General features: G+C 63.0%; 20 protein-coding genes and 2 tRNA genes. 12 read left to right on the top strand and 10 right to left on the bottom strand.

Annotation, left to right across the window (positions count from 1 at the left end):
* Window positions 1-37 precede the first annotated feature (37 nt).
* Together ACXAF5_RS00240 and pncA are read right to left on the bottom strand one after the other, a co-directional pair.
* Complete coding sequence (locus tag ACXAF5_RS00240; protein WP_474945109.1) at window positions 38-2,308, bottom strand: ATP-binding protein; 2,271 nt, start codon at window positions 2,306-2,308, stop codon at window positions 38-40.
* Window positions 2,309-2,394: 86 nt separating this feature from the next.
* The gene (gene pncA / locus ACXAF5_RS00245) at window positions 2,395-2,988 is read right to left on the bottom strand and encodes a bifunctional nicotinamidase/pyrazinamidase (protein ID WP_474945110.1); all 594 of its coding nucleotides are present in this window, start codon (window positions 2,986-2,988) and stop codon (window positions 2,395-2,397) included.
* A gap of 204 nt (window positions 2,989-3,192) precedes the next feature.
* Between pncA and trhO the strand changes: the two genes are divergently transcribed.
* Window positions 3,193-4,086, top strand: a complete 894-nt coding sequence (gene trhO / locus ACXAF5_RS00250) for an oxygen-dependent tRNA uridine(34) hydroxylase TrhO (RefSeq protein ID WP_474945111.1) — start codon at window positions 3,193-3,195, stop codon at window positions 4,084-4,086.
* Window positions 4,087-4,116: 30 nt separating this feature from the next.
* Here trhO and ACXAF5_RS00255 read toward each other — a convergent pair whose 3' ends face one another.
* The 4 genes from ACXAF5_RS00255 to ACXAF5_RS00270 form a co-directional block, all read right to left on the bottom strand.
* Window positions 4,117-4,950 (bottom strand): metal ABC transporter permease, encoded by an 834-nt coding sequence (locus ACXAF5_RS00255; RefSeq protein WP_474945112.1) that lies wholly within the window; start codon window positions 4,948-4,950, stop codon window positions 4,117-4,119.
* Window positions 4,950-5,810 carry a metal ABC transporter permease gene (locus ACXAF5_RS00260; protein WP_239367790.1) on the bottom strand — a complete coding sequence of 287 codons (861 nt, stop codon included), beginning with the start codon at window positions 5,808-5,810 and terminating at the stop codon, window positions 4,950-4,952. Before ACXAF5_RS00260 ends, ACXAF5_RS00255 begins: the two co-directional genes overlap by 1 nt.
* Complete coding sequence (locus ACXAF5_RS00265) at window positions 5,807-6,694, bottom strand: manganese/iron ABC transporter ATP-binding protein (RefSeq protein WP_474945113.1); 888 nt, start codon at window positions 6,692-6,694, stop codon at window positions 5,807-5,809. Before ACXAF5_RS00265 ends, ACXAF5_RS00260 begins: the two co-directional genes overlap by 4 nt.
* Before the next feature lie 93 nt (window positions 6,695-6,787).
* Window positions 6,788-7,651: a metal ABC transporter substrate-binding protein gene (locus ACXAF5_RS00270; RefSeq protein ID WP_239325132.1), complete on the bottom strand. Its 864-nt coding sequence runs from the start codon at window positions 7,649-7,651 to the stop codon at window positions 6,788-6,790.
* A gap of 435 nt (window positions 7,652-8,086) precedes the next feature.
* Here ACXAF5_RS00270 and ACXAF5_RS00275 point away from each other — a divergent pair, with 435 nt between their 5' ends.
* From ACXAF5_RS00275 to ACXAF5_RS00315, 9 genes are all read left to right on the top strand, one after another.
* Complete coding sequence (locus ACXAF5_RS00275) at window positions 8,087-8,497, top strand: Fur family transcriptional regulator (protein ID WP_474945114.1); 411 nt, start codon at window positions 8,087-8,089, stop codon at window positions 8,495-8,497.
* Window positions 8,490-8,984, top strand: coding sequence for a hypothetical protein (locus tag ACXAF5_RS00280; RefSeq protein ID WP_474945115.1), 495 nt, complete (start codon window positions 8,490-8,492; stop codon window positions 8,982-8,984). Before ACXAF5_RS00275 ends, ACXAF5_RS00280 begins: the two co-directional genes overlap by 8 nt.
* Window positions 8,985-9,093: 109 nt before the next feature.
* Window positions 9,094-9,972, top strand: a complete 879-nt coding sequence (locus tag ACXAF5_RS00285) for a carbon-nitrogen hydrolase family protein (protein ID WP_474945116.1) — start codon at window positions 9,094-9,096, stop codon at window positions 9,970-9,972.
* Window positions 9,973-10,055: 83 nt separating this feature from the next.
* Window positions 10,056-10,274: a translation initiation factor IF-1 gene (infA, locus tag ACXAF5_RS00290; protein WP_005620785.1), complete on the top strand. Its 219-nt coding sequence runs from the start codon at window positions 10,056-10,058 to the stop codon at window positions 10,272-10,274.
* Window positions 10,275-10,415: 141 nt separating this feature from the next.
* Complete coding sequence (locus ACXAF5_RS00295) at window positions 10,416-10,997, top strand: Maf family protein (protein ID WP_474945117.1); 582 nt, start codon at window positions 10,416-10,418, stop codon at window positions 10,995-10,997.
* Window positions 10,994-12,016, top strand: coding sequence for a ribonuclease E/G (locus tag ACXAF5_RS00300; RefSeq protein WP_474945118.1), 1,023 nt, complete (start codon window positions 10,994-10,996; stop codon window positions 12,014-12,016). The genes ACXAF5_RS00295 and ACXAF5_RS00300 overlap by 4 nt, the downstream gene beginning before the upstream one ends.
* Window positions 12,013-12,195 carry a DNA gyrase inhibitor YacG gene (locus tag ACXAF5_RS00305; RefSeq protein WP_239324955.1) on the top strand — a complete coding sequence of 61 codons (183 nt, stop codon included), beginning with the start codon at window positions 12,013-12,015 and terminating at the stop codon, window positions 12,193-12,195. The genes ACXAF5_RS00300 and ACXAF5_RS00305 overlap by 4 nt, the downstream gene beginning before the upstream one ends.
* 81 nt (window positions 12,196-12,276) lie before the next feature.
* A tRNA-Phe gene (locus ACXAF5_RS00310) sits at window positions 12,277-12,351 on the top strand.
* A 163-nt stretch (window positions 12,352-12,514) separates the two neighbouring features.
* Window positions 12,515-12,850, top strand: coding sequence for an Arm DNA-binding domain-containing protein (locus ACXAF5_RS00315; protein ID WP_474945119.1), 336 nt, complete (start codon window positions 12,515-12,517; stop codon window positions 12,848-12,850).
* Window positions 12,851-13,244: 394 nt separating this feature from the next.
* Here ACXAF5_RS00315 and ACXAF5_RS00320 read toward each other — a convergent pair.
* The 4 genes from ACXAF5_RS00320 to xylF form a co-directional block, all read right to left on the bottom strand.
* Window positions 13,245-13,320, bottom strand: a tRNA-Thr gene (locus ACXAF5_RS00320).
* A 171-nt stretch (window positions 13,321-13,491) separates the two neighbouring features.
* Complete coding sequence (locus tag ACXAF5_RS00325; RefSeq protein ID WP_474945120.1) at window positions 13,492-14,274, bottom strand: ATP-binding cassette domain-containing protein; 783 nt, start codon at window positions 14,272-14,274, stop codon at window positions 13,492-13,494.
* On the bottom strand, window positions 14,274-15,572 hold the full coding sequence (locus ACXAF5_RS00330; protein WP_474945121.1) for a sugar ABC transporter permease: 1,299 nt from the start codon (window positions 15,570-15,572) through the stop codon (window positions 14,274-14,276). The genes ACXAF5_RS00325 and ACXAF5_RS00330 overlap by 1 nt, the downstream gene beginning before the upstream one ends.
* 83 nt (window positions 15,573-15,655) lie before the next feature.
* Complete coding sequence (gene xylF, locus ACXAF5_RS00335; protein WP_239322371.1) at window positions 15,656-16,684, bottom strand: D-xylose ABC transporter substrate-binding protein; 1,029 nt, start codon at window positions 16,682-16,684, stop codon at window positions 15,656-15,658.
* A 187-nt stretch (window positions 16,685-16,871) separates the two neighbouring features.
* On the opposite strand from xylF, the gene ACXAF5_RS00340 reads away from it, so the two are divergent.
* The gene (locus tag ACXAF5_RS00340; RefSeq protein WP_474945122.1) at window positions 16,872-18,086 is read left to right on the top strand and encodes an ROK family transcriptional regulator; all 1,215 of its coding nucleotides are present in this window, start codon (window positions 16,872-16,874) and stop codon (window positions 18,084-18,086) included.
* Complete coding sequence (locus ACXAF5_RS00345) at window positions 18,073-19,605, top strand: CRTAC1 family protein (RefSeq protein WP_474945123.1); 1,533 nt, start codon at window positions 18,073-18,075, stop codon at window positions 19,603-19,605. Before ACXAF5_RS00340 ends, ACXAF5_RS00345 begins: the two co-directional genes overlap by 14 nt.
* Window positions 19,606-19,607 lie beyond the last annotated feature (2 nt).

The raw sequence follows: 19,607 nt of genomic DNA on the forward strand, positions 1-19,607 counted from the left end.
GATTGATAGGACAGGCTGCAACCATTCGGCAAGCGGTTCAACCGCCCTGGGTTTCCCGCATGGTCTGCGCAAAATTCAGCAACACGGTCAGCAGTTCGTTGCGCGACAGCGGTTTGCTGAGGAAACAGTCCATCCCGGCCTCCAGACAGGCCTGGCGGCTGGTCTCGTCCGCATTCGCCGTCAGCGCCGCGATGAAGGGTTGCGCTATGTCGAGCTTCCGGATCGCGCGCGTCGCCTGCAGCCCGTTGACCTCCGGCATCGACATATCCATCAGCACCACCTGCGGCTGCTGGCGGCGGACCAGGGCCTCGGCTTCGGCACCGTTTGTGGCAAACTTCAGATCAACCGGCGCATCGGCCAGGAACTTGCTGATCAACAGCCGGTTGACGCGATTGTCCTCGGCCACCAGCAAGCGCAGGCCGCGCAGATCCTGCAACAGGGCCGGTGTCAGCGCCGGCGCATCCGTCACCGCCTCGCCAGCCGGGGCGGAGGACACGGCCAGATCGATGCGCAGGGTAAAGCAGGAGCCCACATCCGGGGTGGAGGTGACCGATATGTCACCGCCCATCGCCCGTGCCAGCCCGCGCGAAATCGAAAGGCCCAGCCCCGTGCCACCGTGGCTGCGCGAGATCGCGGTATCCGCCTGGGTGAACCGTTCGAAGATATAGTCCAGCTTGTCGGCGGGGATGCCGATCCCGGTATCCTCGACCGAGACCACCAGTTCGATCTGCTCCGCGCGCAGCTCGGCGCGGGCCCGCAGGGTGACCCCGCCCTGTTGCGTGAACTTGACGGCATTGCCCACCAGGTTCATCAGGATCTGTCGCAACCGCCGGTCATCCCCCGTCACCCAGACCGGCAGATCGGGATCAAGATCGATGTCGAAGGACAGCCCCTTGTCGCTGGCCTGCCCCTGCAGCAGAAGCGCCGTGTCCCGGATGCAGCTGTGCAGGTCGAAATCCACATCGAACAGCGAGACCCCGGCGGCATTCATCCGCGACAGGTCGAGCACGTCGTTGATCAGCGACAGCAGCGCGCGGGACGAGCTGAGGATGGTTTCCGTATAGAGTTTCTGATCCTCGCTCAGATCGGTGGCCTGCAACATCTGGGCCATGCCGATGACCCCGTTCATCGGGGTGCGGAATTCATGGCTCATGGTGGCCAGGAACTCTTCCTTGATGCGGGCGCCCTCTTCGGCGGCATGGCGGGCCTCTTCCAGCTCGCTTTCATGCTGCTTGGCCGCGGTCACATCGCGTTCCACCGCGATATAGGTCTCGATCCGGCCATTGTCGTCAAAGATCGGCACCTGATTGGTCTCGATCCAGATGTCCTGTCCGTCCTTGCGCCGGTTCACCAGCTCGGCGCGGAAGGGTTTGCCCGCTGCCCGCCCCTGTTCGATCAGGCGCAGGGCCTCGGGATCCGTTTCCGGGCTGTTCAGCAGTGCTCCGGGGGAGGATCCGACCAGTTCGTCAAAGGAAAATCCGGTCATCCGGACAAAGCCCTCGTTGACCCAGCGCACGATGCCATCACACCCGATCAGCATGACCCCGTCATTGGCGTGTTCGGCGATCATCGCCAGCCGGCGCGCCTCCTGCTTCTGGTCGAACAGGCGCATGTAGGCGTCTTCCAGCGCTTGCCGCTGGAGCGCCTGAGACCGCATCGCCCGGCGCGAGTGCTGGTGCCGTTTCTGTACAAAGACCAGGAACCAGATCTGGGCGATGTAATAGGCCAGGAACCCGGCGCCGATCAATTGCAGATCCGGCCCGATATTGGGGTGGTCGCTAAAGAAATAGGCCACCATCAGCAGCGGCATCAACGCAAAGATCGCCAGCCTGACCATCGCCGCCGGAGGGTTGTAGCGATAATCGAGCGACGCGCTCAGCGACGGGCCCAGCACCACACAGAGGGCAAAGAAGGGCTCTGCCAGGATCAGGTGGCCGTCCGTCGGGTCCAGGGGATGCAACAGCGGTACGGTGGCAAACCCGCAGACCGCAACCGCATAGAGCGCCGAGAACAGCGTCGTCAGCCCCCGGGCCTGCGCCACGCTCTGGCCCGCCTGCAACCGGGCCGAGAGCCGGCGCAGGTAGAGGGTTTCGCTGCCGTCGGCGACAACATAGGTGAGAAAGGTCAGCGCGGCCCAAAAGAGGCCGACGATCAGGGCAAGCGCCGCCGCCGTGGCAAAGGCAATCGCCGCGCGGGCCGGGAACAGTTCGCTGCGCGCAGTGGCATAGCGCTGCAACAGCCCCTCAGAGCTGAATTGCGCGTTGTGCTGCGCCAGTGGCCCGTCTGTCGTGCGGTTTGTCTGCTCCATTCCCTGCGAACCCGGTTATATCCGCTCCGTCATCTGTGGATCGGCCTCTGTGTACAGGTTTGAGATTAACAAATTGGGTGATGCTTTCAGGCAAATTTCACGCCGCATTGACGCATATTCTCAATTTGTGCCTCCAGCGAGCCCTCCAGGTTGATCGCCCGGCAGGCCTCTGGCACAACTCTGACGGAGAACCCCAACCGCCGGGCATCCAGTGCCGAGAAGGCAACGCAGAAATCGGTGGCAAGCCCCACAAGCGTCAGGTCGGTGATACCGCGCGTGCGCAGATACCCTTCGAGACCGGTGGGCGTGGTCTGATCGTTTTCGAAAAAGGCGGAATAGCTGTCCACTTCGGGGCGAAACCCCTTGCGGATAATCAGGTCGCCATCGGTGCGCAGATCCGGGTGAAACGCCGCGCCGTCACTGCCCTGCACGCAATGGTCGGGCCACAGAACCTGTTGTCCGTAAGGCATTTCCTGCGTGTCGAATGGTCCCCGCCCCAGATGCGTGCTGGCAAAGGAGGAATGTCCCGCCGGATGCCAGTCCTGGGTCAGGATCACGGTGTCGAACCGCGCCATCATCGCATTGATCGGCGCCACCACCTGATCCCCGTCCGGGACCGCCAGCGCGCCACCCGGACAAAAGTCGTTCTGTACATCGATTACGATCAGCGCCTCGGTCATCTCGGTCTCCTGTGTCCTGTCTCCGCCCCGGTCGAGTGTGCGTCGAAACCCACGACAAGTGCAATCAACCTGAAATTGAAAACCGTCGGGCCAGCCTGTGACACATTCGCAAACATTTTATGTATTTCACATACTTATTTCGACGCTGGCGCTTGACATCTTCGCATCTTGCAAAACCCTGCGCGAGGCTCTATGCGCGCTGGCATGTACACCATCGCCGCGCTCTATCAGTTCACCCGCTTTCCCGATCCCGCCGCACTGAAACCGGCGCTGCTGGATCTCTGCGTCGCGCAGAACGTCAAAGGCTCGCTGCTGCTGGCCCATGAAGGGATCAACGGCACCATCGCCGGGCCGCGAGCGGGAATTGATGCGGTGCTGGCCCATATCAGGTCCCTGCCGGGCTGCGCCGGGCTGGAGTGGAAAGAGGCATCCGCCGCGGAGCCCCCCTTCGGCAAGATGAAAGTGCGGCTGAAAAAGGAAATCGTGACCATGGGGCAGCCGGATGTGGATCCGCGCGCCTCTGTCGGCCACTACGTGGAGCCGGAAGAGTGGAACGATCTGATCCGCTCTGAGGATGTGGTGCTGATCGACACCCGCAACGACTATGAGGTGGCGATCGGAACCTTCGAGGGCGCGATCGACCCCAAGACCGAGAGCTTTCGCGAATTCCCGCAGTGGTGGGAAGAGAACAAGGACCGGTTTCACAACAAGCGCGTCGCCATGTTCTGCACCGGCGGCATTCGCTGTGAAAAGTCGACGAACTACCTTCTGTCGCAGGGGGTGGAGGACGTCTATCACCTCAAGGGCGGCATCCTGCGCTATCTGGAGGAAACGCCCAAGCAGGACAGCACCTGGCAGGGCGAGTGTTTTGTGTTCGACAACCGGGTGTCCGTGGGGCACGGCCTGGTTGAAGGCCCCCACCACCTGTGCCACGGCTGTCGGCGTCCGATCCTGCCGGAGGACACCGCCCGGCCCGAGTATGAGGCCGGGGTTTCCTGCCACCAGTGCATCCATGAAACATCCGATGCGGACAAGGAGCGCTTTCGCGAGCGCCAGAAACAGATCCGCCTGGCCCGGGAACGCGGCGAAACCGTCTGAGACCGCCCCGGCTGGCCCGGGGCGGAGACCTCATACCGTGGCCGAGGCCTGACGGTTCTGAATGCTCCGGCGCAGGAAGGCGATCACAAAGATCCCGGTCAGGATCAGCACGATCGTCGGTGCCGGGGCGCTGTCGATGAAGAAGCTGAGATAGACACCGCCCAGCATCGAGATCATGCAGACCAGAACCGCGACCGGCAGCATCCGCTTGAGGCTGCGCACCAGCAGAAAGGCGATCGCCCCCGGCGCGATCAGCAGCCCGACGGCGAGGATCAGCCCGGTGGCCGAGAGCGTCGCCACGATGGTCAGCGACAGGATCGCCAGCAGACCATAGTGCAGCAGCCCCACCGGCAGGCCGGAGACCTTGGCCTGCGCGGGATCAAAGGCATGCAGCATGAAGTCCTTCCACTTCACGCCCAGCACCGCCGCGACGCAGACCGAAATGATCCCCGCCGTCCACAGGTCCTGCGCGCCCACCCCCAGCATGTTGCCGAACAGGATGTGATCCAGGTGCACATTGGTCTGCAGCCCGACATACATCACGATGCCAAGCCCGAACATGCCGGAGAAAACCACACCCATCACGGTGTCCTGCTTGATGCGGCTGTTTTCCGACAGGTAGCCCGTCGCCACCGCCGTCAGCATGCCCGCGGCAAAGGCCCCGAGGATGAGCGGCAGCCCGAGAAGATAGGCCAGCACGATCCCCGGCAGCACCGCATGGCTGACCGCGTCGCCCATCAGGGCCCAGCCTTTCAGCACCAGGAAGCAGGACAGCAGCGCCGTGGGAACCGAAACCATCACCGCGATCCAGAACGCGTTCTGCATGAAACCGAACTGGAAGGGCATCAGAAGCGTATCAAGCATCAGACCAGTTCCTCCTGCATCGCGGCGGCGGCCTTCCTGCGGGCAGCGAGCAAGCCGTGCTTGGGCGCCAGCACAAAGGTGGTCAGGAAGATCGCCGTTTGCAGCACCACGATCACCCCTCCGGTGGCGCCGTCGAGGAAATAGCTGATGTAGGCGCCGGCAAAGCTGGTCACAGCGCCGATCGCCACAGAGGTCAGGATCAGCCGGGGGAAGCGGTCACACAGCAGGTAGGCGGTGGCCCCCGGCGTCACCACCATGGCGATAACGAGGAACGCGCCAACCGTCTGCATCGCCGCAACCACGCTGGCCGACAGCAGCATGAAGAACACCGCCTTCAGGAGCCCCGGGCGCAAGCCGATCGACCGCGCGTGGCTTTCGTCAAAGAAGGTGACCATCAGGTCTTTCCACTTCGCCAGCAGGATCACCAGCGACACCAGACCGATGATCGCCAGCTGCAACGTGTCCTCGGGGGTGATCGCCAGGATATTGCCCATGGTGATGGTCTGGATCGAGACCGACATCGGATTGACCGAGACCATGAACAGCCCGAGACCAAAGAAGGAGGTGAAGATGATGCCGATGATGACATCGACCTTCAGGCCCGACCGGTCCGACAGGAACAGCATCGCCGCCGCGGCCAGCCCACCGGAAAAGAACGCACCCAGCGCGAAGGGCAGCCCGAGCACATAGGCCCCGGCGACACCCGGCACCACGGAATGGGCCAGCGCGTCGCCAATCAGTGACCAGCCCTTGAGCATCAGATAGGACGACAGAAAGGCGCAGACCCCGCCCACGAGGGCCGACACCCACATGGCATTGGTCATGTAGCCATAGGCAAAGGGCTCCAGCAGAACGCTCATTTCAGGCGCTCCGTCTTGCGGGTCTTTTCACCGTATTGCACCAGCGGGCGCTCATCATCGGTGAAGATCGACACCTGCCGTTCGTCGTCATCCTCGTGCAGGTCGGCACCGCCAAGGGTGAAATGTCGCAGCACGCCGCCAAAGGCCATTTCCAGGTTCTCGCGAGTGAAGGTGGTCTCGGTGCGGCCATGGGCGAGCACCGTGCCCTTGACCAGCACGGTGCGGTCGCAGAACTCGGGCACCGAACCGAGGTTGTGGGTGGAGACCAGCATCACCCGGCCCTCGTCGCGCAAGGCGCGCAGCAACGCGATGATCTGCTCCTCGGTTTTCACGTCGACGCCGGTAAAGGGCTCATCCAGCAGGATCACCTTGCCATCCTGCGCAAGGGCCCGGGCCAGGAAGACGCGTTTTTTCTGCCCGCCGGACAATTCGCCGATCTGACGATGCCGGAACTCCAGCATGTTCACCCGCGCCAGGGCGGCCTCGACCGCCTCGTGATCGGTTTTGGACGGGCGGCGCAGAAAGCCCATATGGCCATAGCGCCCCATCATCACCACATCCTCGACCAGCACCGGAAAGGACCAGTCCACCTCTTCGGACTGCGGCACGTAGGAGACCAGGTTGCGCTTCAGCGCCTCCTTGACGCTGAGGCCCAGCAGGCGGATGTCGCCCCGGGCCACCGGCACAAACCCCATGATCGCCTTGAAGAGTGTCGATTTGCCGGCCCCGTTCACCCCCACAAGCGCCGTCACGGTGCCGCGCGGGATCTGGAAACTGGCGTTGCGCAGGGCGGTGTGACCATTGCGGTAGGTGACGGTGACATCCTGGGCCGCGATGCCGTCGCCGGCCTCTTGCGCCCGGACCATATGGCTTTCGTCTTTCATAACACTCTTTCTACCGGAAAAGGTCGGTGCCTGAAACGGCCGTGACCCGCCGGACGACGATACGCCCGACGGGTCCAACGGCAAGGGGAGTCTTTAGTTGGTGCCGGTGGTGAGCCCGTCCGCCACGGTCTGCGACGTCACCTTCAGCAGGTCGAGATAGGTGGGCACGGCGCCATCGGGTTCTGACAGGCTGTCGACATAGAGCACCCCGCCGTAATGCGAGCCGGTCTCGCGGGCGACCTGTTCGGCGGGGGCGGTGTTCACCGTGCTTTCGCAGAAGACCACCGGAATGTCGTTGTCCCGCACCCCGTCGATCACCGCGCGCACCTGTTGCGGCGTGCCCATCTGGTCGGCGTTCATCGGCCAGAGGTACAGCTCCTTCATGCCGAAATCCCGTGCCAGATAGCTGAACGCCCCCTCGCAGGTCACCAGCCAGCGCTGGGCCTCGGGGATGGTGGCGATCTCCTGCCGCAGCGGCTCCAGCGTGGCGCGCAGCTCATCCTTGTAGGCGGCGGCATTTGCCACATAGGTCGCGGCATTCTCCGGATCGTGCTCGGCAAAGGCTTCGAGGATATTGTCGATATAGACCAATGCGTTGTCGAGCCCCATCCAGGCGTGCGGATTGGGCTTGCCCTCGTAGGCGCCCGAGGCGATCGAGATCGGGTCGATCCCGTCGGTCAACGTCACGGAGGGGACGTCGCCGAGGTTGGTCAGGAACTGCTCGAACCACAGTTCGAGATTCATGCCGTTCCACAGGATCAGATCGGCGCCCTGCGCCCGGACAATGTCCTGCGGTGTCGGCTCATAGCCGTGGATTTCCGCGCCGGGTTTGGTGACCGAGACCACCTCGGCGGCGTCACCAGCCACATGCTGCGCCATATCGGCCAGAACAGTGAAGGTGGTGACGACCTTCATCTTGTCGTCCTGCGCCATCGCCCCACCGGCGGAAAACACCATGGCAAGCGCCGTGGCGGCCGGCAGCAACACCCGTTTGGTTCGCGTCATCTGTTCACTCCTTGTCTCGAATCAGCCCTCTGCGGGGCCAACATCTTGCCCTTGTGATAGTGCGGCGGCTGTGCAGCGTCAATGCAATTGCGAAGCATTCTCAAAAACGTTGAAATCGCAAACGGCCTCGCTTAAGACCTGAGCCATGATGAAGGGTTCTGACGGTTTCGCATATTCCACAGCAGTACGACGCCCGCCGAGGCGGTGCATCTGTGCTTTCGCCTACCGGACCGCGGGCCTGCTGCGCGCTCCACGGGCAGGCCGGGCGATGGCATGGCAAACGGACAGGGGGATCGGCCTGTGCGGGAGCGGCGCCGCATCAAGGCCGGGCCAGCACCTGCCGGCAAGATCCCAAACCGCCATGGGCGCAGGCAAGGGCGCAGACATATGAGCCCCCCAGCGCGCCTGCCACCCGAAGACCTGCTCTGCGCCCACGGCCTGCGCCCCACGCGCCAGCGCCGCGCCCTGGCGGCATTGCTGTTTACCGGCACGGGCCGCCACATCGACGCGCAAACCCTGCATGCAGAGGCGACACGGGCGGATGAAAAACTGTCCCTGGCGACGGTCTACAATGCACTGCGGGCCTTTGAAGAGGCGGGGCTGATCCATCGCGTTGCCGTGCCCGGTGAACGCGTCTGGTTCGACACCGGCACCGGCGCGCATGGGCATTTTTATATCGATACCGAAAACCGCGTGCTCGACATGCCTAAAGGCACACCGATCCGGCCCCCTGCCGGGTATCGGGTCACGCGCATTGAAACCGTTGTGCACCTCGAAAGGGCCGCAGATGATGACTGATCCCCTCCGCCGCAATGCGCTCAGAGCCGATCACATCGACACGGTCTGGAAACGGCTGACGACACAGGCGAATGCCGCCTTTGACGCCAACGACCTCTCGCGTGCGCAGCCGCTCTATGACCGGGCCCTCCGCGAGGCGCAGTGGCGGTTCCGAACCGACCGGGACAGCGCCACGCTGGCCGGTGCGCCGCCGATGCTGGTGGCCGCCAGCGCCAATGCGGCGGACTGCCATGCCCGCGCGGGCCTGCTGACCAAAGCCGCGCAGCTGACCTTTGACGCGCTGGGCGCCTTGCGCGACGCGATGAGCACTGTCACCGAGCCGCCTGCCTTCCGCCTCGCCTGTTTCCATCACCTGAAACCAGCCCTGTGCGAATACGCCCATCGCGCCGGAAACGCCCGGATCACCCCCGCCCTGACCCGACAGACGGCGCTGTGCACGCGCGACGCCGCCCTTGCCTTTGTGTCCGAGAACCACAGGCGCCACTGACACGCGCCCCGCGCCCGGCAGAGTTTTCTGCACACAACACCCGCGACGAGATGGCAGTGCGCCCTGCCGCGTGATAGCCATATGCGCAGGTCACGACTGGAGAGAATGCATGAGAATTGCCACTGCCGCCTACCCGCTCGACTGGCTCGACAGCTGGGCCCAGTATCAGGACAAGCTTGCGGACTGGGTGGCGACGGCTGCCGGGAACGGTGCGGATCTGCTGGTCTTTCCCGAATACGGCGCGATGGAGCTGTCGACGCTGGATGGCACGGCGATCGCCGGCAACTTGGAGGCGTCGATTCAGTCGGTGTCGGACAAGATGGAAGACGCCGCGGCACTGCACCTGCAACTTGCGGCGGAATACAAGGTTCACATTCTGGGCGCATCCGCGCCGGTGCATGCGGGGTTTGCACGCCCGGTGAACCGGGCGGAGTTTTATACCCCCACCGGCCTGCGGGAGGCCCAGGACAAGCAGATCATGACGATGTTTGAACGCGACCCGTGGGACATTGCCCCTGGCGGCCCGCTCAAGATCTTTGACACCGCGCTGGGCAAGATCGCCGTGCTGATCTGCTATGACAGTGAATACCCGCTGTTGGGGCGCGCCCTGGCAGAGGCGGATGTCATCCTTGTCCCCTCCTGCACCGAAGCCCTGGCCGGTTACTGGCGCGTCCGCATCGGCGCCATGTCCCGCGCATTGGAACAGCAATGCGTCACCGCCATGTCGTCGATTGTGGGTCCGGCCGATTGGTCCGAAGCGGTGGATGTCAATACCGGCATGGGGGGCATCTTTGGCCCGCCCGACACCGGCTTTCCCGCGACCGGCGTGCTGGCAGAGGGCCAGCTCAATCAGCCGGGATGGACCTATGCCGATGTGGATCGCTCGGCCATCGATCACGTGCGCCGGGAGGGCGTCGTGCGCAATCGGTCCCATTGGGAAGAACAGGAAACCCGCACGCAATCTGTCGTTAACCGACGCATGATATAAATGCGCCCTTGAAAATCAGGAGAAATGCGCTCATTTAAGCGCACGTCCCGGGTCATCCGGGGAAACACAAATATGGAGACAACATGGCCAAGGAAGATACGCTCGAATTTCCCGGTGTCGTGAAGGAACTCCTGCCAAACGCGACGTTTCGGGTCGAGCTGGAAAACGGCCATGAAATCATAGCACATACGGCAGGCAAGATGCGCAAGAACCGCATCCGCGTCCTCGCTGGTGACCGGGTCCAGGTGGAAATGACACCTTATGACCTCACCAAGGGGCGGATCAACTACCGCTTCAAGTAAGCGCGATTCGCCTCAGACGAAAGAGCCCGGCCCGGTGCCGGGCTTTTGTTTTGCTACGGCTTTTGGTTTCATGGCCGCCGGTCCGCCACGTAGGCCGGGCACGGATCAGGAGCCGGGGCGGCAAACCGCAGGAGTTCAAGCATGAGATTTATTCTTGGCTCGGGCAGCCCGCGTCGGCTGGAATTGCTGGCGCAGCTGGGGGTCACCCCGGACGACATTCGCCCGCCGGACATCGACGAAACCCCGCACAAGGGCGAACTGCCCCGCGACTACTGCGCCCGGGTGACCCGCGAAAAGGTCCAGGCCGTTGCAGCGGATGCGGACGATCTGGTGCTCTGTGCCGATACCACTGTGGCGCTGGGGCGTCGCATCATGGGCAAACCCCGCGACGCCGGCGAGGCCGCGGAATTCCTGCTCGCCCTTTCCGGCCGCCGTCACCGCGTCATTACCTCGGTGGCGCTGCGCCGGAACGACCAGCTGTGGCAACGCGATGTTGTCAGCCAGGTCAAGATGAAACGCCTCTCGGACGTGGAGCTTAACGGCTATCTCGCGACCGGTGACTGGGACGGCAAGGCCGGCGGTTATGCCATCCAGGGCCCCGCAGGCGCATTGATCCCGTGGATCAGCGGCTCGTTCACCGCTATTGTCGGCCTGCCGCTGGCCGAGACCGCAACCTTGCTGCACGCGGCAGGATACCCTCTCTACAAGGACCAAGCGCCATGAAAGGCACTCAGATCATTCTCGATCACATCGCAGGGCGCGAGGCCGCGGCCCTGATGGTGGACGGCACGCTCGAAGATTTTCTGATCGCAGGTGACGCGCCCTTGCCCGGCACCATCTACCGTGCCCGCGCCGACCGCCCCGTCAAGGGTCAGGGAGGCATGTTCCTCAGCACCCCCGACGGCCCCGCCTTCCTGCGTCAGGTCAAGGGTCTGGCCCCCGGGCAGATGCTGCTGGTCCAGGTCACCGGCTATGCCGAACCGGGCAAAGCCCTGCCGGTAACGCAAAAGCTCCTGTTCAAGAGCCGCTATGCCATTGTCACGCCAGAGGCGCCGGGGCTGAATATCTCGCGCGCGATCCGGGACGAGGATGAACGCGACCGCCTGCTGGAAATCGCCCACGCCGAGATGGAGAGCGAAGACTTCGGACTGATCCTGCGCTCCGCCTGCGCCGGGGCCGACCCCGAGGACATCGCCGAGGATGTCGCCACGATGGTCGCAGCCGCGCGCCAGGTCCTGGAGGATCCCTCCGACACTGCCGAAGTGCTGCACGAGGGCGACACGCCCCATCTGCAGGCCTGGCGCGAATGGACCGATCCAGCTCAGGTCGAGCAGACGCCCGGCGGATTTGAGCGCTGCGGCGTTCTGGATGCGCTGGAGACCCTGCGCAGCGGCAAGATTGCCATCGGTGCGGGCGCGTTTCTCTATGTGGAGCCCACCCGCGCCCTGGTGGCGGTGGATGTCAACACCGGCAGCGACACCTCGCTGGCGGCCGGCACAAAGGCCAATATGGCCTGCGCCCGCGCCCTGCCCCGCGTCCTGCGCTGTCTGGGACTTGGCGGCCAGATCGTGATCGATGCCGCCCCGATGCCGAAGAAGGACCGCCGCACCTTCGAGACCGCCCTGCGCGCCGCCTTCAAATCCGACCCGGAGGAGACCACGCTGGCCGGCTGGACCACGCTTGGTCATTTCGAGCTGCAGCGCAAACGCGCCCGCCTGCCCTTGTCGGAGGTTCTCTCATGAGCTGCCCGATCTGCGGCGCACCCGGCCTGCGCGCCTATCGCCCCTTCTGCAGCAAGCGTTGCGCCGACCTCGACCTCGCGAAATGGCTGAACGGAGGCTATTCCGTCCCCAGCGCAGATCAGGAAGACCTTGAAAACGCGCTGGAAGAACACGAGACCCGCCCTCCCACTGAACATTAGAGATTTTCTTTGAAAAAGCCTCTGGACACTGCATCACACAGCGCATAGAAGGCCTTCACCCAAGGCAATACGCCTTCCCGTGCCCGGGTAGCTCAGGGGTAGAGCAGTGGATTGAAAATCCTCGTGTCGGTGGTTCGATTCCGCCCCCGGGCACCACAATCACTTCGAGTTGTGGTTTGTAATTTCTTCTAATAGCCTGAATTTCGTCGAAAACATCGGATCCTTTGTCCGAGTTTGTCCGGAGCGATCCAGCCCAATCTACCCTCAATGGGGGTATGGGTCGGGGTACCGCCGAGGTCGTGAAATGAGGTACCCTCAGATGCCTGTTCTGAGCGATGCCAAAGTCCGCGCTCTAAAGCCGAAAGAGAAACCCTATAAGCAGGCCGACTTCGACGGCTTGTTCCTCCTGGTCAATCCCGGTGGCTCCAAACTGTGGCGGTTCAAATATCGCTGGATGGGTAAAGAGAAGTTGCTCTCTTTCGGAGAAAACCCTGATCTGAGCCTCGAGCAGGCTCGGGACCAACGGGAAGATGCACGCAAGCTTCTTAACGAAGGTAACCCCACAACCCGGCGCTCCAGGTCGATGTGCTCCCATTTCATACCCACGATTTCGCCGGCACACACTGCGGTTTCTGCCGCAAACAGGAATGCATGAAACGCGCGCGCCGTCGCATTGTTGAGATCACTAGCTGCTGAGAGCTCGAGACGCTCCAGTTCCGCCCTCGTCGGCAAACGGTTCCGGGCAGCTGCTTCTTGCGGCTTGCGAACATCGGTTACCTACTATTAATCCCCACTCCCGCCGAGCCACGGAGAACACAGACCTCATGAGAGGCATTTCTCTCCGCACTGTCGAGGGCGCCACTTGTTTGCAACCGGGCGTCACGCCACGCGACGAAATTTGCAGGTGAAAGTGTGGAGAGGCTCTTGTCGCCAAGATCGGATTGACCCCACCGGTCCAAGCAGAGCGTTTCCCGTTTATTGCCGCGCGTCTTCGAGCTCGCCTCGCGGGCACACCGCTCGAAGGGATCGCATACCATCAAAAGAGTGAGTGGTGCCTCAAGAGGGACTCGAACCCCCGACCTTGTCCTTACGAAGGACCTGCTCTACCAGCTGAGCTATTGAGGCGGATCGACGGTGGATTTAAACCCAACGGAGCCTGCTTTCAAGCTTAGATTTCAGCGCTCTGGGTCAACCCGTGTGTTCCATTTCAGATGGGTAACCGCGCTCCGGTTTGGCGATGCGCCAAACACAAAAGGGCGCGAATGCGCCCCTTTGCAAACTTCGAAGATGCCGGGATCAGGCCGCAGCTTCGCCCGGTGTCTTGCCAAGAATGATCATCGACAGGAGATCATCATCGGTCACATCGTCAATGTCGACGGTGCCCACAAGCTGGCCGTTCTTCATGACAGATGCCCGGTCGCAGAGTTCCATCACCGCATGCACATCGTGATCGATCAGGAAGATCCCGATGCCCTGCGCCTTCAGCTGCTGGATCAGTTCCGCCACCATCTGCGTTTCATGCGGACCCAGCGCTGCGGTGGGTTCGTCCATGATCAGGATCTTGGCGTTGAAATAGACCGCGCGCGCGATCGCCACCGATTGCCGCTGCCCGCCCGAGAGCGCCGAGACCGGCTCGTTGAACTTGCGGAAGTTCGGGTTCAGGCGGCCCATGATCTTGCGGCATTCGGCTTCCATTGCGGCGTCGTTCACCAGACCGGTGCCGGTGACGATCTCGCGCCCCAGAAACAGGTTGGAGGCCGCATCGAGGTTGTCCGCCAGCGCCAGCGTCTGATAGATCGTCTCGATATTGTGGCTGCGGGCATCGCGGGGGTTGGTGATCTCCACCTTGTTGCCGTTGATGCGGATCTCGCCCGAGTCCATCTTGTAGGCGCCCGAAAGCACCTTGATGAGGGTCGACTTGCCGGCGCCGTTATGGCCCAGCAGGCCCACGACCTCGCCGGGGTGCAGATCGACCGAGACGTCGTCCACCGCCTTGATACCGCCAAAAGAGATGGAGATGTTGTTCATCTCCACCATCGGAGTTGCGCCAGAGGCACGGAGTTCCTTGGGAGTGGTCATTATTTGGCCCCCACACGCTTGCGATAGACGATGTCGATATAGACGGCGGCGACGAGCACGGAGCCGACAACGATGTTCTGGAACGGCGCATCGACGCCCACCATGGCCATGCCGGACTGAAGGCTCTGCATGATCAGCGCGCCGAGGATGGCGCCGTAGATGGTGCCAAATCCGCCAGAGAGCGCGGTGCCGCCAATCACGGCTGCCGCGATCACCCGCAGCTCGTCCAATGTGCCGATGTCGTTGGAGTGGTTGGCCAGACGGGCCGAGGCCACAACCGCCGACAGCGCGCAGAGGAAGCCCATGATGGCAAAGATCTTCACCGTCAGCATACGGGTGTTGATACCCGACAGCTCTGCCGCGTCCGGATTGCCGCCGGTGGCAAAGATGTAGCGTCCCAGACGGGTGCGACGGGCCACAATTGTCATCACCACCGCCACTGCGATCAGGATCAGCACCGAAATCGGCAGGCCATAGCCTTGGGTAAAGCCTTCGGGCATCACCTCGCCGCGGGCCTCGAACATGCGCTCCAGACGACGGGTCGGGATCTCATAGGCATTCAGGGTGCCGACAAACCCCAGAATGGATGCGGCAATGATCGCGGCCAGCACGCCCTCGGCCCAGAGAGGTTTCACCGGGAAGTCATGTGCCAGCTTGGCCCGGCGGCTGTTCCACAGCGTCAACAATGCAAGCGCGGTCGCCACAAGCCCCAGCACCCAGCTTGCGGTGATCCCGAGGGTGCCGTTGGTGCCGCCAAACATCAGGAAGGTGGAATCGAGCGGGCCGATGGTCTGACCGTCGGTCATGTACCAGGCCACGTTGCGCCAGACGAGAAACCCGCCCAGGGTCACGATGAAGGCGGGGATTGTCAGATAGCCGACCATCCAGCCATGAAACGCCCCGATCAGGGTGCCCGCGACCAGGCCGACCACAACCGCAACCGCCCAGGTGATCGGATGGTTGAGGCCCAGCCCCAGCACATTCGGCACGAACTCGGTCTGCGTCATCGCCATGATGGCGGAGCAGGTCGCCAGCAGCGCACCGACGCTGAGGTCAATGTGGCGGGTGACGATTACAAACACCATGCCGGAGGCCATGATCGCCACGGAGACGGTCTGGATCGTCAGATTGAAGATGTTGCGCGGCGTCAGGAAGCGCCCATCGGTCACCAGGTTGAACCCGATGCAGAGAATGATGAAGGCACCAATCATACCCAATAGCCGCACATCCAGCTCAAGCTGCTGGAAGACATTGCGCTTGGTTTGGGGGGTGATTGGCTGAGACGTGGTGTCGGTCATATCCGGCTCCAGTATTCAGCGAAGTATATCAGAAAAGGGGGGTGGATGGTCCGAAAAACTCCGGACCACCCGATTTGGTTAGATCAGTTGCAGGGGGCCGGGCCGTTTTCCACGCCCTGGCAGAGCGCTTCCTGGGTGATCCAGCCAGCATCCACAACAGCCGACAGGTTGTCCTTGGTCACCGGAACCGGCGCCAGGAATTTGGCGGTCATGGTGGTGCCCGCCGGCGAGGTCCAGGACACGGCACCGTCGATGTTTTCCATCGCTGTGCCGCCGGCCATGGCCACGGCGATCTCGCCTGCGGCATGGCCGAGGTCACGGGCGTCCTTCCACACCGACACGGTCTGGGTGCCCTTGGCAACGCGGTTCAGCGCAGCGTGGTCGCCGTCCTGACCGGAAACCGGGATACCTTCCATGCCTTGTGCGGTCAGCGCCGCCACGACACCGCCCGCGGTGCCGTCATTGGAGGCCACAACCGCGTCGACATTGTTGTCGTTGGCGGTCAGGATCTGCTCCATGTTGCGCTGCGCGTTGGCGGGCAGCCAGCCATCGGTGTAGGCCTCACCCACGATATTGATGTCACCCGCATCAACCGCGGCCTGAATGATCTCCTGCTGACCACCGCGCAGGAAGTCCGCGTTGGGATCGGTGGGCGAGCCCTTGATCATCACGTAGTTGCCCTTGGGCATTGCCTCGAACACCGCGCGCGCCTGCATGCGGCCAACCTCGACGTTGTCGAAGGTCAGGTAAAAGGCGCGGTTGTCCTCGATCAGACGGTCATAGGCGACCACCGGAATGCCTTCATCAGCAGCGGCCTGCACGGCCGGGCCGATCGCCTGGGAATCCTGTGCGAGGATGATCAGCGCATCCACGCCCTGGGCGATCAGGCTTTCGATGTCGGAAAGCTGCTTGGCAGACGAGGACTGCGCGTCGGCGGAAATATATTCAGCACCGGCTTCCTCCAGGGCGGACACGATGGCCGCTTCGTCGGTTTTCCACCGCTCTTCCTGAAAGTTTGACCAGCTGACGCCGACGGTCAGATCCGCGGCAAAGGCCGAGGATGCAGCAAATGCACTGAGTGCGATAACGGAAAGTCCGTTCAAGAATTTCATGTCTTCCTCCCTTGTCATGCAGGCCAATTGCTTTTCCGGGCCCACACTGTGAGTCGTGTGTAGCAATATTTTTTTTGAGTTTCAAATTAAATCATGTAGGCTGCGACGAGGGAGAGATTGCCGGAGGCATTTTATGGTGCCATAACGTGGCGCTGCCGCGTGGAGACGGCATGGGAGGAGGATCAATTTGGCACGATCAGGACGGCTGTCGTCGGGCAGCGACCAGCGTGAAAGCGGACGGCAGCAGATCCTGGACGTGATCCGTGCGGCCGAAAGCATCGCCCGCATCGACATCGCCAAGGCAACCGGCGTCAGCCCGGCAACGGTCACCGCCATCACCGCAGAGCTGCTGGCTGCCGGTCTGATCGAGGAAATTGCACCGGACGGTTCTTCGGAAACCAAGCGCGGACGCCCGCGCGTCGCGCTCAAGATCCGCGGGGATGCGCATCGGATTGCCGGTTTGAAGGTGTCGCACCATGTGATCTCCACCGTCATCACCGACTTTGTCGGCACGGAACTGGCCAGCCACGAGATGCCCTTGGTCAAGGGCAACATGCCGGTCCCGGACCTCTGCGCCCAGATCCGGCGGGCGCTGGAGTATACCTGCAAGAAGGGTGGTTTCGGGATCGACGACCTGTCCGGTGTCGGGCTGGGCATGGCCGGCATGATCGATGCGGAACGCAGTTTCATCTACTGGTCATCCTCGCTCGAGGAGCGCAACGTGCAGTTTGGTGCGGCAATCGCCCAGGATCTGCCCTGCCCGGTCTTCCTCGACAATGATGCCAATCTGGTCGCCAAGGCCGAGCACCTGTTTGGCGAGGGCCGCACCTGCGACAATTTCATCGTCATCACCATCGAACATGGCGTCGGCATGGGCATCGTGATCGACGGGCAGATCTACCGGGGCACCCGCGGCTGTGGCGCTGAATTCGGGCACACCAAGGTCCACCTCGAAGGGGCGCTGTGCCAATGCGGGCAGCGCGGCTGTCTGGAGGCCTATGTGGGTGACTATGCGCTCCTGCGCGAGGCCAATATCTCCAGCGGCAGCGAGCGCCACAGGACCATCGCCTCGCTGTTTCAATCGGCCGAGAATGGCGATGCGATGGCGCAATCGATCCTCGACCGGGCACGGCGGATGTTTGCCATGGGACTGGCCAATGTGGTGAATATCTTTGATCCCAGCAAGATCATCCTCGCAGGCGCACGGCTGTCGTTCGACTATCTCTACTCCGACAAGCTGATCGAGGAGATGCGCCAATGGGTGGTGCAGGTGGATGCGCCCCTGCCCGAGGTGATCGTCCACGATTGGGGCGATCTGATGTGGGCCAAGGGTGCCGCCGCCTATGGCATCGAGGAAGTCACCTCGCAGACCGTGAAGGAGTTGGCCAATGCTGCGGCCTGACGCGTGTGCCCTCGCCCTGTTGATGCTGGCCCATCCCGCCCAAGCCGAACCAACGGTGCCAGAGTTCACGCCGGTGCCCATCGCAGAGCATGTCTATGACGGCGGATGGGAGCATTACGTGGGCGGCGGCCTTGCAGTGTTCGATTGCAACGGCGACACGTTACCGGATCTTTACGCAGCGGGCGGGGCCAATCCGGCACAGCTCTTTGTCAATGCCACGGCTGAACCTGGCGCGTCATTGGCGTTTTCCCCACAAACACCCCCGGCGCTGGCGCTCACGGGGGTCACCGGCGCCTATCCCCTGGATATCGACGGCGATGGGCTGGACGACCTCGCCATCCTGCGCGCGGGGCCGGATGTGCTGATGCGCGGTCTCGGACAGTGCCAGTTCGAACCCTTCGACACGTTGGGCTTTGTCAGTGGCGACCATTGGACAACCGCGTTTTCCGCCACCTGGGAAGGAGACAACGCCCTGCCGACGCTGGCCTTTGGCACCTATGTGGACCGCACAGATCCGGAGGGGCCGTTCGGAACCTGCGACGACACGCTGCTGTTTCGTCCCGCCGGAGCATCCTATGCCCCGATGCAACGGCTGACGCCGGGGTATTGCGCGCTCTCGCTCCTGTTCAGCGATTGGAACCGAAGCGGTCGCGCCGACCTCAGGGTCTCGAACGACCGGCATTATTATGTGCGCGGTGGACAGGAACAGATGTGGGCGATGGAGGCAGCGCCCCGCCTTTATGACGCCGAGGACGGCTGGCGCGAGTATGCGCTCTGGGGCATGGGGATCGCCTCCCGGGACATGAACGGCGACGGGTTTCAGGACGTCTACCTGACCTCGATGGGGGACCAGAAGTTTCAGCTGCAAACCCCCGACGCGGACGGCCCGGTCTGGGAAGACGTGACCTATGGCTTTGGCACCACCGCCCACCGGCCCTATACCGGCGGCGATGGGCGCCCCTCGACCGGGTGGCACGCGGCATTCGGGGATGTGAACAACGACGGGCGCGATGACATCTTTGTCACCAAGGGCAATGTCGAGCAGATGCCCGATGCCGCCCAGAAAGACCCCAACAACCTGATGCTGCAACGGGCAGACGGCAGCTTTGTCGAGGTTGGCGCGATGGCGGGTGTCGACAGCCTGCATCGCGGGCGCGGCGGGGCTTTGGTGGACCTGAACCGGGACGGTCTTCTCGATATTGCGGTGGCCAATCGCCGTGCGCCTCTGGAGGTCTGGCAGAACACAAACTCCGCAGGTGGCAACTGGTTGCTGCTGCGCCTCAAGGGCGCGGCGCCGAACACCCATGCCATTGGCGCCTTTGTCGAGATGGAACTGGGCGATACGGATGTCAGCCGCGAGGTGACCGTCGGCGGTGGCCATGCGAGTGGCGATCTCGGCGCCTTACACTTCGGCCTAGGGCCACACGCGCGTGTGCGGGTCCGCGTGAACTGGCCGGATGGGTCGCACTCTGATTGGCACACTGTCGATGCCAATCAACAGATCACCCTGACGCAGTAGTC

The organism is Epibacterium sp. ABV4_022, assembly GCF_056159345.1.

Bases quoted from the DNA above. Each gene is read 5' to 3' on its own strand.
- ACXAF5_RS00270 (WP_239325132.1), bottom strand. From the start codon at position 7,651: ATGGTGTTTTCCGCCGGTGGGGCGATGGCGCAGGACGACAAGATGAAG.
- ACXAF5_RS00265 (WP_474945113.1), bottom strand. From the start codon at position 6,694: ATGAAAGACGAAAGCCATATGGTCCGGGCGCAAGAGGCCGGCGACGGC.
- ACXAF5_RS00275 (WP_474945114.1), top strand. From the start codon at position 8,087: ATGAGCCCCCCAGCGCGCCTGCCACCCGAAGACCTGCTCTGCGCCCAC.
- ACXAF5_RS00285 (WP_474945116.1), top strand. From the start codon at position 9,094: ATGAGAATTGCCACTGCCGCCTACCCGCTCGACTGGCTCGACAGCTGG.
- trhO (WP_474945111.1), top strand. From the start codon at position 3,193: ATGTACACCATCGCCGCGCTCTATCAGTTCACCCGCTTTCCCGATCCC.
- ACXAF5_RS00305 (WP_239324955.1), top strand. From the start codon at position 12,013: ATGAGCTGCCCGATCTGCGGCGCACCCGGCCTGCGCGCCTATCGCCCC.
- ACXAF5_RS00315 (WP_474945119.1), top strand. From the start codon at position 12,515: ATGCCTGTTCTGAGCGATGCCAAAGTCCGCGCTCTAAAGCCGAAAGAG.
- ACXAF5_RS00300 (WP_474945118.1), top strand. From the start codon at position 10,994: ATGAAAGGCACTCAGATCATTCTCGATCACATCGCAGGGCGCGAGGCC.
- infA (WP_005620785.1), top strand. From the start codon at position 10,056: ATGGCCAAGGAAGATACGCTCGAATTTCCCGGTGTCGTGAAGGAACTC.
- pncA (WP_474945110.1), bottom strand. From the start codon at position 2,988: ATGACCGAGGCGCTGATCGTAATCGATGTACAGAACGACTTTTGTCCG.
- ACXAF5_RS00295 (WP_474945117.1), top strand. From the start codon at position 10,416: ATGAGATTTATTCTTGGCTCGGGCAGCCCGCGTCGGCTGGAATTGCTG.
- ACXAF5_RS00260 (WP_239367790.1), bottom strand. From the start codon at position 5,810: ATGAGCGTTCTGCTGGAGCCCTTTGCCTATGGCTACATGACCAATGCC.
- ACXAF5_RS00345 (WP_474945123.1), top strand. From the start codon at position 18,073: ATGCTGCGGCCTGACGCGTGTGCCCTCGCCCTGTTGATGCTGGCCCAT.
- ACXAF5_RS00330 (WP_474945121.1), bottom strand. From the start codon at position 15,572: ATGACCGACACCACGTCTCAGCCAATCACCCCCCAAACCAAGCGCAAT.
- ACXAF5_RS00240 (WP_474945109.1), bottom strand. From the start codon at position 2,308: ATGGAGCAGACAAACCGCACGACAGACGGGCCACTGGCGCAGCACAAC.
- ACXAF5_RS00280 (WP_474945115.1), top strand. From the start codon at position 8,490: ATGACTGATCCCCTCCGCCGCAATGCGCTCAGAGCCGATCACATCGAC.
- xylF (WP_239322371.1), bottom strand. From the start codon at position 16,684: ATGAAATTCTTGAACGGACTTTCCGTTATCGCACTCAGTGCATTTGCT.
- ACXAF5_RS00255 (WP_474945112.1), bottom strand. From the start codon at position 4,950: ATGCTTGATACGCTTCTGATGCCCTTCCAGTTCGGTTTCATGCAGAAC.
- ACXAF5_RS00325 (WP_474945120.1), bottom strand. From the start codon at position 14,274: ATGACCACTCCCAAGGAACTCCGTGCCTCTGGCGCAACTCCGATGGTG.